The following is a 15353-nucleotide window of genomic DNA, read 5'->3' on the forward strand; positions in this document are numbered from 1 at the left end:
AGGGCATCGCGGCTGAGATTACTCTCCATCGAATAGAAAAACCACACGTCGCGGCCTTCTGAGGCAGACCAGCCCCGGCCGGCATGCGAGCGGGCTGATCATCATGCCGGGAGCCTGACAGCCTTGGCTAGCGGCCGATCCCCGTAGCCGCCACCATCACAGGAATGATGCCGATGATGAGCAGCGCTCCGATGACGTCGAAGGCAATGCCGGTGCGGATCATCCGCGTGATCGGAACACAGCCGGAACCGTAAACGATCGCGTTTTGTGGCGTGGACACCGGCAGCATGAACCCAAACGATGCCGCGAACGTGGCGGCCAACGCGGGCACCATCGGATCGACTCCCATCGCTTGGCAGAGTGGAATGACGATAGGGACCACGACGGCGGCCGAAGCCGTGTTGCTGGTCGTCTCCGAAATGAGGACGGCCAGAACTGCGGCGAATGCGGTGATGGCCACAATGTTGGTGACGTTCAGGTTCTGAGACGCGGCCGTCCCAATGGTCCGGGCCAAGCCCGTCGCTGAAAGCAACGAACCGAAAATGATGCCCGTTCCGAACAGGATGATGGTTCCCCAGTCGATCCTTGCGGCGTCGGTCCACGTCAGGGTGGCCCGGCGTTCCTTCCAGTTGGTCGGCAGAATGAACAGCAGCGACGCTCCCAGAACGGCCACTATTCCCTCATCCAGCCGGTCGTCCAGAAAATTGTAGATAGCGGAGTCAGTGCCCCAGACCAGGCTTGCCGCCGCAGGCAGTAACCAAAGGCACACGGTCATTGCGAAGGCGATAAGCGTGTTCACCTCGGCCCGGGACATCCGGCCTTGAAGGGCTTTTTGCTTGCGGATGTACTCTTCGACTCCTTCGAGCCGCCGGATTTCTGGCTTGTTGAGCAGGAACATGAGCAGTGCGAGCACCACGAACATGGCCAGGCAGAGCGGTGCCGCCGTGGCAATCCACTGGGCGAAGGAAATTCGTTCCCCGGTTGCTTCCTCGATCAGTCCACGGCCGATGAGGTTCGGCGGGGAACCCACAGGGGTAAGCAGACCACCAACGCTGGCACCGTAGGCCAGCATGAGCATCAGCGCAGCACCAAGGCGGAGCCGGAGCGGGTCAAAGTCGGGCTTTACGACTCCGCGGTCCTGGAGGAGCTCGGCAATCACAGCGAGTATCCCAAGCGCCGTCGGCATCAGCATTGCCACGGTAGCCGTGTTCGACAGAAACGCCGACAGAATGCACGTGATGACCCCGAACGCGACGATCACCCGGTACGTTGACTTGGCCACCCCCGGAAACGAAAGTACGGCGTAGGCGAGCCGTTGCGCGATACCGTGTTTGAGCATCGCCTGCGCCAGGATGAACGCCCCAATGAAGGTAAAGATCGTGGTCGATCCGAAAGGAGCAAGCACGTCACCCGCAGGGGCGATTCCGAGCAGCACGATGGCCGCTACCCCAAGAAGTCCTCCGACCGGGATGGGCACAGGCTCGCAGATCCAGAGGATGATGACCGCCAACAGCACGGCGGCGAGGAGCTGCTGGGTCCGGTCCATGGGCACTGGCAGGAGGGCAAAAACCACTGCCACGGCTGGGGCGAGGAACAGCCCGAGCGTTTGGCGGCCTCGTTCGAACTGTTCTTCCTTGGGTGAGAGGGTTTGTTCGCTGAGGCTTCGGAACGTTTTCCCACCCAACAGTGCAGCGGAAACGTCAGTCCGTGCGGGCGGACCCGCGGAGCCTGCTGGCACATCGGTGGGCATCCCTGTCCTTCCCCTGCGCAGAGTCAACCGCTCTGCATTCACCCCAAGTGGGCATCAGCGTGCCACTGTTTGGCAAGGAATCCAAGCACGGGGATGCCGTCACTGCCGGAACGAAGCACGCGCTTCGCCCGACAGTGACGGCATCATCAGGCTCAGGGAGTCTCGACGTCGTGCAGCAGCCTGCCCGCCTTGACGATTCTGGTGCTGATTTCGTTGGCGACTGCTTGGGCGTCGATGGTGGTGACGCAACGAACCCTGCCCTCAGGATCAGGGGTGAACGTGCTCAAGCCCGCCGAATCGCCGTCGCACGTGATCGAGACGGTACCGGGTGTGGACACTTCGAAGAGACCGGGGCGAAGCAGCGTCAGGACTGTGATGGGGTCGTGCGGGACATTCCATTCCTCGTTCCAGAACGCCCACCATTGCCGGATATCGGCGTCGAGCGCTTCTCCCAGCGGGCCGGCCGCAGCGATCAGTTCCAGCTGGTCTCGGCGCATCTCCACTTGGCGGGTCACTTCGAGGCCGGTGACGGTGATGTTGAGGGCGGAAGCGAAAACGGTCCGCGCGGCTTGGTCATCACTGCGGAAATTGTGCTCGGTCTCGCCCGTGCCGAACGCTCCGCCCATGATCCACAGATGCCGCACATTGCGCTCGAATGTTGGATCAGCTTCAAGAGCCGCTGCGATGTTCGTCAGGGGTCCGATTGCCATCACGTCGATCTCCCCGGGATGGCTGGCGACTTCCCGCACGAGATACGCGACAGCGTCCTCGGACTCGATGATTTCCTGCGGAAGTCCTTCATGCAGGGAACCCTCGTGGCCGGGCCACCACACTTCGCGGCCTGACTTGGGGCTGGCAATTCCTTGATGTACGGCGATGTCCCGGCCTGACAGTTTGCCGAACCGCTTTGCGAGCCGCGCCCGCAGCAGGGTGTCGCCGTACACGGTGGTGACGCCAAGGAGTTCAGCCTCGGGCGAGCCAAGGATCAGGGCCAAAGCCAGTGCGTCGTCGACGTCGGATCCAATGTCAGTGTCAAGAATGATGCGGTGCTGAGCACCCATGGTTGTTCCTTCTTTAGTTTGCTTCGGGCAGGGCTGTGCCATGCCGAGGAGGTTGATAGGGAGTTACTTGAGCCCGGTGGTGGTGACGGACTGGATGAAGTAGCGCTGGAACCCAATGATGATGGCGAGCGGAATCACCGTCAGGACTATCGATCCAGCGAACATCACGCCGTAGTCCACGTTGAACTGGCCTTGGAGATTGGACAGGGCGATAGGACCCAGGATGTGCTGCTCGTCCGTGCCATTGAGCAACGGCCAAACGTAGGACTGCCATTGGAAGAGGAAGAGCGTCAGACCAGCACCAATGAGGGACGGAACTGATAGCGGCAGATAGATCCGCCGGAAGATGCCCCACCAGCCCAACCCGTCCAAGCGGCCGGCCTCCACGAGATCCTTGGGGATGGCCAGGAAGAACGTCCGCAACAGGAAGATCGCCATGCCGTTGCCCAGACCGGGAAGGATGAGCCCGGCATACGTATTCTGCAGGTTCCAGTCACGGAAGAGGTCCGCCAAGGGAATGGCGATCGCGTCGAACGGGATCAGGAAGCTCACCACAACCACCACAAAGACGGCACCGCTTCCACGGAACGGGATCGCAGCCAGGGCGAACGCTGCCATGGAACAAATCACGAGGCCGATCACCACGGTGGCTGCACTGACGAAAACCGAGTTCAGCATGGCCAGCCCCAGGTTGCTGCGCAGCAGCTCGGCATAGTTGTCCAGGTTCGGCGTCAGGGTGAAGAACGTCTCCCATTGCAAGGGGTTGAGGTAACGGAACGTATCGCCGCCGGGCCTGAGCGAATTAACGAACGTCCACCAGAGCGGGATGAGGAAGAGCAGCCCAACGCAGGCGCCCAGGACACTCAGCGCGATGTAGCCAAGGGTCCGGCGCCCCGGAGCTTTGGTCGCGGCTGCCGCACTCATGCCGCATCAGAGCTCCGAAGCAGCCGGAATTGCACGGCGACGACGGCGAGGGTCAGTAACACGAGAATGATCACTTCCGCTTGGGCTTTACTAAGGTCTCCGAGGGTGTAAGCCCGGGTGTAGATGTCATACATGAGCAGGTTGCTGGAACCTGACGGGCCGCCTTTTGTGAGTATTTGGACGGGCGCGAAAATCAGGAAGTTGGAAACGGTGTCGGCAACCAGGACGAAGGCAAGAGGTCGACGGACCAAGGGGAACGTGACGGACCAGAGCTTCCGCCATGCCGAGGCTCCATCAATGGATGCGGCCTCGTAGAGTTCGTTGGGAACATCGTTGATACCGGCGATCAGGAACAGCATCCAATAGCCGACGCCGATCCAGCTCAAGAGCACCATGATGGAAGCGAGCGACTGCTGTGGCGAGGTCAGGAACGGCTGCGCCGGAAGTCCCAGAAGGTCAAGGAATGAATTACCCAGGCCGTCCGGCCGGTAGATAACGCTCCACACAACCGCCGAAACTGCGGGCGGGACTGCTATGGGAAGGACCACCAGGGAGCGCCAAACCTTCGCGCCGGCAGCCTTACGGGTATAGAGAACAGCAAGCAAGAACGACACTGCAATCTGGAGAGGGTTCACGATTGCCGAAAAGACGAGCGTCACCAAGAGGGCGTTGTTGAAGTCTGCATTGCCAAAGAGGTCTGCATAGTTCTCAAAGCCCACAAACACTGTTCCGCCGCGCAGGAAGCTTTCCCGGAACAGGCTCTCCCACAGGGCCACACCCGCGGGTGCAAGACGAAGCACTATCAGGCTGATCAAAGCGGGAGCCAGGAACGCGGTCGCCACTGCCACCAACGATGCACGCCTCCTGCGACGGACCGGAGGCACAGCCACGGCTCGATGGTCCGTTGCAGGTGGACGATTGGTTGTTTGCGAGGGAGACATGGCTAGAGCTGCTTCCAAGCATCGGTGATCTGCTGGGATGCCTGCTTCAGCCGCTCGTTAACCGGAGTCCCGTTTCGGATATCAGCGAAGGCCTTGCCCATGATTTCTTCGAACTGGATATAGCCAACGCTGACCGGGCGCGGTTTTGCTGTCTGGGTGTTTTCGTGGGCGATCAGCTCGGCCAGTCCCTTGCTGTGGTCTCCGCCCAAGGCTTCGAGCTTGGGCAGATACTGGGCCGTTGCTGCGCTGTTGGCCGGGATGATGGTGGTGGCTTCGGTGGTGGCGAGGTTTCCCGCCGGGTCCAGGGATGCAAACTCCAGGAACTTCTTGGCGGCCGCCTTGTTCTTGGATGCGGGATTGATGCCCCACGACCACGAACCTGTTGGCGTTACCTGGCTTCCGCCCTGGAAGTACGGCATGGGTGCCACGCCCCAATCGATGTTCGTCTTGGCGAATCCGCCAACATCCCAAGGACCACCGACGAAGTACGCCACGTTTCCGGAGGTGAAGACGGGGCTGGTCTGGAAGCCGCCTATGCCCCGAGGAGAGAGTCCCGACGCGAACGTTTCCGCGTACCACTGCATGGCCTTTTCCCAGCCTGCATTGTTGATATCGGTGGTCAGCATCTTGTCGCCTGTGATGCCGGATCCACCACCTGCAGACTCAACCAGCGGCTGCAGCTGGTAGTAAGCCTCGACTTGTTCCAAGAGCAGGCCGTACTGGGTTCCCGCCGCCTGGACTTTCTTGGCATCCGTAACGATCTGTTCCCACGTCATGCGCTGGGAGGGGTCAGCCGATGGGTGCTTCACGCCGGCCGCATCCAGGGCTGTCTTGTTGAAGAACAGCATTTGGGTGGAGTTCCAGATGGGCAGTGCCCAAAGCTTGTCATCGTAAAGGTTCACACTGAACTGCGCGTCCGGAACGGCGGCTTTGGCCGGCTCCTTCAGGCTGCTCAGGTCCTCAAGGAATCCTTGGGCAGCCAATTGGGACAGCCGGGGCTGATCCACCGTGTAGACATCGATCGTGTCGTCCTTGGCCCCAAGGCGCTGCTGAAGCGTTGGGTTCAGTTGGTCGAAGGGCACTTGTGAGTACTTCACAGTGATGTCCGGGTTTTTGGCCTGGAAGGCGGCAATGACAGGGCCGAATGTTGCCGGATCTTCAGGACCAAGGAGGTTGACGGTCCCGGTTCCCGGGCCGTCGTTTCCCAGTGACGGAACTGAATTCTGTGAGCTCGTGGAGCAGCCGGCGAGGAAGATCGCTCCGGCCGCCAACAGCGACGTCGCTGCAAGGAGTTTGCGCTTCACGGGAAGCCTTTCTGGAGATTGAGTCGAATGCGAGAGGAGCATCTAACCGGTTAGACTACTCGTGGGAAAAGGCTTTGACAAGAGATTTCCCAACAGTTCAACCAGCAGGGCCAAGCCGGTATGATCAACGCATCTACCCGGTTAGACCGCCAACACATCAGGAGAAGCCAATGCCGACAGCCAGAGACGTGGCAAAACTGGCCGGAACGTCCAACGCTGTTGTGAGCTATGTGTTCAACAACGGCCCCCGGGCAGTTTCCGCAGATGCGCGGGAACGCGTACTCAGGGCTGCCAAGGAACTGGACTACAAGCCAAACGCCTTGGCGCGGGCGCTGAGTGCCGGTAAGACGAGGTCCATCGGCTTGATCGTTCCGGACATCGCCAACCCGTTCTTCGCCGAACTTGCCCGGGCCGTTGAAATTGCGGCGGCCGAGCGCGGCCATCTACTGCTGATTGGCGACTCCGCAACCGTGGAGGAGCAGGAACGCCGCCTGATGGAATCCTTCATCGAAAGGAAAGTGGACTCCATCATCCTTGTCTCGCTCCTGGACGAGCCCGATCTTAAGCCGATCAATGTTGCCGGCCTTCCCGTCGTGGCGCTCCACCCGCTCTCCGCCGGGCAGCATGCGTCCTCCCTGACCATCGATTATGAGGAGGCAGCGTACGTGGCCACCCGTCATTTGTTGGAAGAGGGCTACCAGAGCATCGGTCTGCTGAACGGGCCCCTCGACTCCGTCGGCACCAGGCAGCATGCCACCGGTTTCGCACGAGCCGTTTCGGGAACGTCTGTGACAATCTCCAGGCGGGCATCGCCGATATCCAGGGCCGGAGCGGCCGAAGTTGCTTTGGAGTGGCTCCGCGCCGCCGATGCACCCCGGTCCATATACGCAACAACGGACGAACAGGCGCATGGCGTCCTGTTCGCCGCCTACACGCTTGGCCTCAAAGTTCCGGACGAACTTGCGGTGATCGGTGTTGATGGCACTGCTGCCTCCGAATTCTCTGTGCCTCCCCTATCCTCCATTCGGCAACCGACACAACTCATTGCGAACCGTGCCGTTGACATCCTGGTGGACGGGACCGGTGACGGAACTACCGTGACCGAACTCTTCGATTTCGAGCTGATCGTTCGCAAATCGTCCCGCGCATAACAGGCCGGACTCGCCCGGAAGCTGAGCCGCATGGCAGCTCGTGGCGTCAAAAACAACCGTTGAACCTCTTTATACCCCCGGGGTAGGGTGACCGAACCGTCAACTCACATCACTCAATCTGGGAGTTACCATGCCACGTGTGAGACGTCATTTGGCTGCCCTCACGGCAGTTCTGGCCATGAGCGTGACCAGCGGGGCCGTTGCCAGCCCTGCCTTCGCAGACCCGCGAGAGACCGATAAGACACCCACGGCCACAGGGTACGGCGGAGCCGTCAGCACTGTGGATCCGGAGGCTTCAGCGGCTGCGATCGAAGTGCTCCGCAAGGGAGGCAACGCCGCCGACGCAGCTGTCGCTGCGGCCGCCACCCTCGGCGTCACCGAACCGTATAGCGCCGGCATCGGAGGCGGCGGCTACTTCGTTTTCTACGACGCCAACACCAAGGAAGTCAGCACCATCGATGGCCGCGAGACAGCGCCTGCGGCCATGCCGAACGATGCGTTCATCGATCCCGCCACCGGCAAGCCCTATCTCTTCACGACCAAGCGACCCGAACTGCCAACCAGCGGCGTCTCCGTCGGCGTCCCCGGCACACCGGCCACGTGGGAACGCGCACTTGAGCGTTGGGGAACGCTGGACTTGGGTGATGCGCTCAAGCCCGCCATCAAGGTGGCCACCCGCGGCTTTGTTGTGGATCCGACCTTCCGAAACCAGACCCTGGATAACAAGCTTCGCTTCAACACCTTCACCTCCACGCAGGACCTGTTCCTCCCCGGTGGCGACGCTCCCGCCGTCGGAAGTGTCTTCAAGAACCCCGAGCTCGCGGAAACGTACCGCTTGCTCGCGAAGCAGGGTACCAGCGCTTTCTACACCGGCCCGTTGGCAGAAGAGATCGTAGCCACGGTCAAGGCGCCACCAAAGTCGGGCGATACGGACCTTCCCGTCCCGGTCGGCTTCATGACAACGGACGATCTCGCCGGGTACAAGGCACTCGACCAGGATCCGACGCATGTGGAGTACCGGGGTTACGACGTCTATGGCATGGCGCCGTCCAGCAGCGGCGGCACCACAGTTGGCGAGTCCCTGAACATCTTGGAAACCTTCGATCTCGGCGACATGCAGCCGGTGGACGCCCTGCATCACTACTTCGAGGCCAGCTCCTTGGCCTTCGCGGACCGTGGTGCGTACGTAGGCGATCCCGCGTTCGTCAACGTTCCCACGGAGGTCCTGACGGACCCGGTCTTCGGCAAGGAACGCGCTTGCGCGATCGATCCTGCAGTGGCGGCTCCGAAACCGGTCGCCCCCGGGGACATCACAACGTACGACGGCGCGTGCCCGGCCGCCGCTGCACCGCTCGCCGATGAAACAGATACGGAGAATATCTCCACCACCAACCTGACGGTCGCCGACAAGTGGGGCAACGTGGTGGAGTACACACTGACCATTGAGCAAACAGGTGGATCTGGAATCGTCGTCCCGGGCCGTGGCTTCCTGCTCAACAACGAGTTGACTGACTTCTCCACGGTCTACAGCGCCACCGATCCCAACAGGATCCAACCGGGGAAACGCCCGAGGTCCTCAATGTCGCCAACCATCATTCTTGAAGATGGCGAACCGTTCTTGGCGCTTGGCTCCCCCGGCGGATCGACCATCATCACCACAGTGCTCCAGACCATCCTGAACCGGGTAGATCTGGGGATGACCATTTCCGAGGCTCTTGCCGCGCCGCGTGCTGCACCCAGGAACGGTCCCACGGTCAGCTCAGAGCCTGCCTTCATTGATGCATACGGTCCCGCGCTGGAGTCCTTGGGGCACGATCTGGTTCCGGCCGGCGATGCGTTTACGTCGGCGGCGGAAATTGGCGCTGCGACGGCAATTGAGTTTGGCGACGGCGGCAAGCTCACGGCCGCGGCAGAGCCAACCAGACGTGGCGGCGGCTCGGCGATGGTGGTGAAGCCAAGCAGCGGGCCGTGATTGACGTACGTATTAGCTAGGAAACAGGCCTCGGACTGTCGCCTGCAGCTTGTCCAAGGCAGGGTCTTCTTGGGCGGCGGCCGCGAATTTCATGAGCCCGCGGCATGCGAGTCCCGCGTCTGTCAGTTCACCGCTCAACAGGAAGTCCATCAGCTCGTCACTTGGCAATAGCCGAACGAAGCCCGCCTCGGACGCGTCCCACAAGGGGTTGCTGCCGGGGCGGGCTTCCGCTGCGATGACCACATGTTTTCGCCTTGAGGAATTCGCGGACCACCATTCGGATCCTGCGTAGTAGATAGCCGACGATTCATAGCCGGTTTCCTCGGCCAGCTCGCGTTGGGCCGCATTTACCGGAGTTTCATTCTCGTTCACGTAGCCCCCGGGCAGTTCCAGCAATGTCTTCCCTGGCCCGACGCGGAACTGCTCAAACAGCACCACATCGGTTCCGCCCTCCGTGAAGGCGAGAACCGCAGCGGAGTCCGGGCTGGCAATGACGTCCCAGGTTGAAACTGAGCCGTCAGCTTCCAGGTAGGTGTCCTGGTTGATGGTGACAAAACCTTTGTACGCACGCGTAGTCCAGAGTTTTCGCCACAATTCGTCCGAATTGTTCACTCTTGGCGGTTGGTCTTGAGTTCCCGGCAGAATCTCCACACCAGAACCAACGACGCTGGCACGATGATGATTCCGGAACTGGTCATTTTCCGCACACCCACAGCTCGACGCCGCCCAGGCCGGGGGTCCGCGTGTTAACTCGAACCGGCTGGCGTTCCAGGATCGTCAAGCCCTGGCCCAATATCTCTTCCTCGATGAGGCCGCTATTGACGAAGTCGATGTCATGCGAGGAGGCGGAAGTTCGGAACGTGCCCCCTTCGTTGAAGCCCACGTGGGTCATGGTCACGTGCCGAGCCCCGTTGACGGGATCACGGCCCTCTACGGTGATCAGGAACGCGTCGTCCCCCAGCGCCGAAACTGTTGTGCCGCCGTCGACATCTTGTGATCCTTGGTCGTCTGCATTCACTACTGACATAAGGAAACGGCCAGCCGATGCCAGGCAGTTGTGCACGCGACGGAACAGCTCCCGCCTGCTCCGGGGGTCCAGCAGCGTGATGGAACTGGCGCCGAGCACGACGCAACCGAACTCGCCGTCGACCTCGAATCGGGGCAGGTCGGCCTCGACCAGTTCCACCGGAACCGCGCGGGGATTGAAGGCTTTCGTGCCGATACTGTCCTTTAGCCTTGCGAGCATTTCCGGTGAAGAGTCGACGGCGGTCAGTGGGCGTCCGAGGGTAAGGAGCGAACCCGTAATCCGGCCTGAGCCCGCAGCCAATTCGAGGATGGGACCGTTCGTCTTGCGCGCCGCAGACATGATCTCGGGGAGTTCAGTCAGGTCGTTGGCTGTGATCCGGTCGTAGAGACGGGACCCTGGAACTTTCAACAGGTCCTCGGGTGGATCGATGTGGCCCAAGGCCCGCAGAATGGCGTCGACAGACTTGTCAGGTGCGAAATTCATCAGCTCGTGCCCGTTTCTCTGAAGCGGCCCCATGTTTGATCGGGACTCGTGCTTGAGAAAAACACTATGGGCGCGTTGCAGTGTCACAGGGCGAAAAAGGGCAATCTAGGTGGTGAATCAGCCCAAATCAGGGGCAATTGAGTGCCATCTAGGTGGTGATGTGGAGCAGGTCTAGGTGGTTGTTCCAGAAGACGCCAGGCATTGGGCGCTCACACCTTTAGTGGCCGATCATCTCCAAGCAGCCGCCGTCCATGATGCTTCCGCCGGTGGAAATTTCGACCGTGCCGTCGAGGGCCACGTATCCAAAGAGGCATCCACCTTGTGGTGATGCAGCTCCGAAACGCACGCCGTTCCCATTGTCGTCCGTCTGAACCGCATCGTCCAACAGCCCAACGGAGCCAAAGGCTTGCACCACTGACTCCGCCGTGGCCGCTCCGTTCAGGGATTCGAGGGCTTCACGTGCCGGCGCAACGTAGGATTCGAGATGCTCCTGAATTCCCGGGGTCACCACTCTCCGCTGGCGGTAGAGCTCGTTCGCAGCCATGGCCGCTTCAGGATCCACCACCACACAGTCCTCCGTCACTTGCGGCATTCCTTCCACTAAGCGGCATACCTGGGTTGGTGTGGGCGACGAGGAACCTGGACTTACTGATGGTGTTGCTGCGACCGTCCCAGGAATGGCGCAGCTGGCCACACCCATGGCAACAGCGATGGACAGCGAGAGCAGCACGAACGACCTGTGTGAAATTTTCCCCATCCAGGGAGCCTACGGGATTCGCAGCTAATTTATCCATCGATTTGATAAGTTCTGATGTTTGTCTTCACGGCGTATCGAAGAATCCGCGTTCACCACCGCCGCGGTCCTCATTCATGGATCGTCCGTTCTGCGTCGGACCGGTCCTGGGCGGGGGGCGCCCCGGCCGCCCAGTCACCAGACTGGGCGGCCGGGGCGTGCCTGAAAACGAGTCCTACAGAACCGTCGTCCGAGAAAGCGACAGGTCCTTGGTCTCACGGAAGAACAGGACCACCACTACCGCGGAGACCACGGCCATGCCCATCAGGTAGAACGCCGGAGCCAACGGCGTCCCAAAGCCAGCCACCAATCCGGTCGCCACGAACGGAGCCGTCCCACCGAACAACACGTAGGCCAACGTGTAACCGATCGCAGACCCGGAAGCACGAACCGATGAAGGGAACATCTCTACCAATGCCGGCACGTTGGACGTTCCGATCACGGCCACCAAAGCACCCAGGATGCTGGTGCCCAGGATCGCGAAGCCGAGACCCAGCGGCATGATGGAGAAAGCCGGGATGGTCATGACCACAAAGCCAATGCACGCCACCATCAGCATTCGCTTGCGGCCAAAGCGGTCGCTCGCCCGAGCAGCCACAGGACAAACTGCCGTGTACACCAGCATCGTGACTACGCTCGTGATCATCGATTCAGTGCTTGAGTAGTGAAGGCTCGAGGTCATGTAGGCGATCATGTAGCTGCTCATCAAGTAGTAAGCGATGGCGTTGGTGATGCTGTAACCAAAGAGAGTAAAGATCTGCCGCGCGCAGAGACGAATGGCGTCGCCCAGTGGCTTCTTGGCGACCTCACCCTTCTTCTCGAGGCCGCGGAATACGGGAGTGTCGTCCACCTTGGAACGGATGTAGAGCCCGATCAAACCGAGGGGCGCGGCCAGCAGGAAAGGAATCCGCCAGCCCCAAGCCTGAAGATCTGCTGTGCTCAACGTGGACGTAATCGCCGCACCCAACAGGGCACCCGCAACCGAGGCCAAACCAACGGTGGCGGGGATGATGCTCGCGTACGTCGCCCGCTTTCCTTCCGGCGCGTACTCAACGATGAACGCCGACGACCCCGTGTACTCGCCGCCTGTCGTGAACCCTTGGACCGCGCGGAACACGAACAACAGGATGGGCGCCCAAACTCCGATCACCGCGAACGTCGGCAGAATACCGATGCAGAACGTGGCGGCGCTCATGATCAGCACGCACAGCCCGAGCATCTTGTTCCGGCCAATCCGGTCACCGTAGCGTCCAAAGAAGGCCGCCCCGAGCGGCCTGGCGATGAAGCCGCCGGCGAAGATCGCCCACACGGCCAGGAGTGACGCCGTCGTGGAGTAGTCCGGGAAGAAGAGCTTCGCGATGGTGACAGACATGACCGCATAAGCCGCGGAGTCGAACCATTCGACAAAATTTCCGACGGCGGCTGCCGCGGCGACGCGTTTCAGGCTACGCCGGGGGGAAGACTCGGTTTCAGCGACTTTCTCGGTCATCGTATTCATGATTGTTGTCCTTCGAGGCGGGGAGAGGCTACAACGTGTGGGAGTTCGCGGAGCTGGGCCCGCTGGACTTTTCCGGTGGCTGACTTCGGCAGCTCGGAGACATATTCAATGAATCGCGGGTACGCGAAGCGGGAGAAATTCTCCTTCACGTGAGCCACGATGGTTTCGCTCAGGTCCGCTCCCCCTGCGTGACCCGGCATCAGTTCGATCCAGGCCTTGATGGACTGGCCCCGGAGCTCGTCGGGCACGCCGGTGACTGACACGTCCCGCACGGGATCGAGTTCGCGAATCACGGCCTCCAGCTCATAGGGTCCCACTCGGTAACCTGACGTTTTGATGACGTCGTCGGTCCTCCCCAGGAACCAGAAGTAGCCGTCATCGTCCGCGTAGGCCTGGTCCTTGGTGTGGTACCAGCCGCCCCCGAATGCGGTGGCGGACGCCTCCGGCATGTTCCAGTATCCCAAGGGAAATTGCGGGTTGGAGCGCGCTCGGAGACAGATCTCACCGGTCTCCCCGACGGGGACTTCCTGCTCGTTTTCGTTCAGCAGTCGGACTTCCCAACCAGGAAGTGGGCGGCCCATGGAGCCGGGCTTCACCGGCACGTCCGGGTAGTTGCCCAGCAGCGGGTACGACTCCGTGGAACCGTAGTAATCGAGCAGCGTCACTCCGTACTGCGCCTCGAACCACGTGATCAGGTCCGGCGTCAGCGGCTCATTGGACGAACAAGCCGTCCGCAGCGACAGCGGGAAGCGCGCACCGGCGTTGGGCACGTCTTCGCGCATCTTGCGCAGGAACGTCGGATTGACCAGCGCGCTGGTGACCCCATGGCGGCTCATGCTGTCCAGCAGGGCTACGGGATCGAAGCCGCCGCTGGGTCGGAAGACCAAGTGCGTTGCGCCAAGCCGTAGCGGGCCCATGAGTTTCGCGAGCGACCACGCCCAGTCCCCCGCGCCATAGAACACATCACCGTCGCCGATCTGGTGGCAGTACTCGAACTCGTTGTGGCCGAGCAGGGTCCGGTGTGCGTGGACGATTCCCTTGGCCCGGCCGGTGGTTCCCGAGGTGTAGAAGATAAGGGCGGGGTCGTCGGCTTTGGTTTCGACGTTCTGGAATTCCTTTGGTGCTGCCGCGATGGCCGCGCTGTCGATGTCGATGAACGTTCCGTCGTAGTCCTCGAAGAGGTGCTTCGCGGAATCCTCGGCGATGATCACCGACGCGCCGCTGTCCTGCAGCCGGAAGCGGATGGGCTCTGCGGCCCAAAGTAGCGACATGGTGACCAGAATTGCGCCGGTCCGCAGCACGCCCAGATAGGCGGCCGGGGTGTCGGCACGCTGCGGCAGCAGGACTGCGACACGGTCGCCCTTCTTGATGCCGGCGGCCTTCAGTGTGGCTGCGATCTGCCGGGATCGGTCCTGGATTTCGCCCCAGCTCACCTCCCGTTGACCTTCGACGGCGGACTCCAGGATGAGCGCACGTTTGTCCCTTGGGTGCCGGTCGGCGACGTCGACGGCCATGTTGTAGTGCTCGGGAACCTCCCAGCGGTGGTTGTTTTGTAGTTCGGTGTAGACGTCTTGGGTTGCTGTGGTTGTCATGGTTTGCCTCCTGCTTCTGTTGCTTCGCGGCTCAGCGGCGGCCGGCGAGGAAACGGGCCATCTCGCGCTGTGGTTCGCCGGTGCCGTAGGCCTCGCGGTGGACGCGCTTGGCTTCTGCCATGGCGTCCGCGAGGTCGTCATCTTCCAGGCTGCGCAGGCGGTTCTTGGTCAGGCGGACCGCGCCCGGGGGAAGGAGGCTCAAGCGGGCGGCGAGGTCCTTGGCGTAAGCCAGCACGCCGCCGTCGTCCGCTACGTAGTTAAGGAGGCCAAGCCTCTGAGCCTCGGCAGCATCCACCAGTTCGCCGGTGAGGACGAACTGGGAGGTTTTGGACTTGCCGAGGATGCTCCACATTGCCCAGATGCCGGTGATGCTGGGGATGCCGGAGAGGACTTCGGGCTGGCCCATGCGTACTTTGGAGTCGCCGACGCGGAGGTCCGCGAGGAGCGAGTACTGGAATCCGGAGCCGGCGGCGACACCGTTAACCGCGGCGATGGTGATCTGGTCGAGGTTGCGGACGGCGCGGTAAAGGCGGTCGAAACCGTCAATCCAAGCCTCGGCGGACTCGTGATCCTCAGGATTCATGGACGCAGTCTCGGCCAGGTCCTGTCCGGCGCAGAACGCGCGGCCGCTGCCTGTGAGGATGACGGTCCGGACGTCGTTGTTGCCCTTGAGGCCTTCCAAGTGGCTGATGAGTTCACTGCGCATGGCCTCGGTCCACGCGTTGAGCTTGTCCGGGCGGTTGAGGGTGATGATGGCGGTGGGGCCGGTCTGTTCGAAGAGGACGTCCTGGGACATTGGGGAGTTTCCTTTGGCTTGGTGGGGCTTCTTGATTCCCATCAGACCATCGGCAAATGTG

At 61.6% G+C, this 15353-nt stretch carries 13 protein-coding genes; 2 read left to right on the plus strand and 11 right to left on the minus strand.

Annotated features, from left to right (window positions below):
* Positions 1 to 127 precede the first annotated feature (127 nt).
* The 5 genes from ACIQC5_RS12985 to ACIQC5_RS13005 form a co-directional block, all read right to left on the minus strand.
* Positions 128 to 1750 carry an SLC13 family permease gene (locus ACIQC5_RS12985; protein ID WP_400282712.1) on the minus strand — a complete coding sequence of 541 codons (1623 nt, stop codon included), beginning with the start codon at positions 1748 to 1750 and terminating at the stop codon, positions 128 to 130.
* 152 nt (positions 1751 to 1902) lie between these two features.
* A complete protein-coding gene (locus tag ACIQC5_RS12990) occupies positions 1903 to 2811 on the minus strand; it encodes a nucleoside hydrolase (RefSeq protein ID WP_400282715.1) in 909 nt (302 codons plus the stop codon).
* 63 nt (positions 2812 to 2874) lie between these two features.
* On the minus strand, positions 2875 to 3735 hold the full coding sequence (locus ACIQC5_RS12995; RefSeq protein WP_400282718.1) for a carbohydrate ABC transporter permease: 861 nt from the start codon (positions 3733 to 3735) through the stop codon (positions 2875 to 2877).
* Positions 3732 to 4625, minus strand: coding sequence for a carbohydrate ABC transporter permease (locus ACIQC5_RS13000; RefSeq protein WP_400282721.1), 894 nt, complete (start codon positions 4623 to 4625; stop codon positions 3732 to 3734). The genes ACIQC5_RS12995 and ACIQC5_RS13000 overlap by 4 nt, the downstream gene beginning before the upstream one ends.
* A gap of 53 nt (positions 4626 to 4678) precedes the next feature.
* A complete protein-coding gene (locus ACIQC5_RS13005) occupies positions 4679 to 5980 on the minus strand; it encodes an extracellular solute-binding protein (protein ID WP_400282724.1) in 1302 nt (433 codons plus the stop codon).
* A gap of 170 nt (positions 5981 to 6150) precedes the next feature.
* Here ACIQC5_RS13005 and ACIQC5_RS13010 point away from each other — a divergent pair, with 170 nt between their 5' ends.
* Together ACIQC5_RS13010 and ggt are read left to right on the plus strand one after the other, a co-directional pair.
* Positions 6151 to 7131, plus strand: coding sequence for a LacI family DNA-binding transcriptional regulator (locus ACIQC5_RS13010; protein ID WP_400282727.1), 981 nt, complete (start codon positions 6151 to 6153; stop codon positions 7129 to 7131).
* A 130-nt stretch (positions 7132 to 7261) separates the two neighbouring features.
* Positions 7262 to 9103 carry a gamma-glutamyltransferase gene (gene ggt, locus ACIQC5_RS13015; RefSeq protein WP_400282730.1) on the plus strand — a complete coding sequence of 614 codons (1842 nt, stop codon included), beginning with the start codon at positions 7262 to 7264 and terminating at the stop codon, positions 9101 to 9103.
* Between the two features lie 12 nt (positions 9104 to 9115).
* On the opposite strand, the gene ACIQC5_RS13020 is transcribed toward ggt, so the two are convergent.
* From ACIQC5_RS13020 to ACIQC5_RS13045, 6 genes are all read right to left on the minus strand, one after another.
* Complete coding sequence (locus ACIQC5_RS13020) at positions 9116 to 9715, minus strand: NUDIX hydrolase (RefSeq protein ID WP_400282733.1); 600 nt, start codon at positions 9713 to 9715, stop codon at positions 9116 to 9118.
* Between the two features lie 82 nt (positions 9716 to 9797).
* Positions 9798 to 10613 carry a daptide-type RiPP biosynthesis methyltransferase gene (gene mpaM, locus ACIQC5_RS13025; RefSeq protein WP_400282736.1) on the minus strand — a complete coding sequence of 272 codons (816 nt, stop codon included), beginning with the start codon at positions 10611 to 10613 and terminating at the stop codon, positions 9798 to 9800.
* Between the two features lie 217 nt (positions 10614 to 10830).
* Positions 10831 to 11370, minus strand: a complete 540-nt coding sequence (locus tag ACIQC5_RS13030) for a hypothetical protein (protein ID WP_400282739.1) — start codon at positions 11368 to 11370, stop codon at positions 10831 to 10833.
* A gap of 211 nt (positions 11371 to 11581) precedes the next feature.
* Positions 11582 to 12904 (minus strand): MFS transporter, encoded by a 1323-nt coding sequence (locus ACIQC5_RS13035; RefSeq protein WP_400282742.1) that lies wholly within the window; start codon positions 12902 to 12904, stop codon positions 11582 to 11584.
* Positions 12901 to 14496, minus strand: a complete 1596-nt coding sequence (locus tag ACIQC5_RS13040; protein WP_400282745.1) for an acyl-CoA synthetase — start codon at positions 14494 to 14496, stop codon at positions 12901 to 12903. The genes ACIQC5_RS13035 and ACIQC5_RS13040 overlap by 4 nt, the downstream gene beginning before the upstream one ends.
* Positions 14497 to 14527: 31 nt before the next feature.
* The gene (locus ACIQC5_RS13045; RefSeq protein WP_400282747.1) at positions 14528 to 15292 is read right to left on the minus strand and encodes an enoyl-CoA hydratase/isomerase family protein; all 765 of its coding nucleotides are present in this window, start codon (positions 15290 to 15292) and stop codon (positions 14528 to 14530) included.
* Positions 15293 to 15353: the final 61 nt, after the last annotated feature.

The organism is Paenarthrobacter sp. NPDC092416, from assembly GCF_044755025.1.
GTDB lineage: Bacteria > Actinomycetota > Actinomycetes > Actinomycetales > Micrococcaceae > Arthrobacter.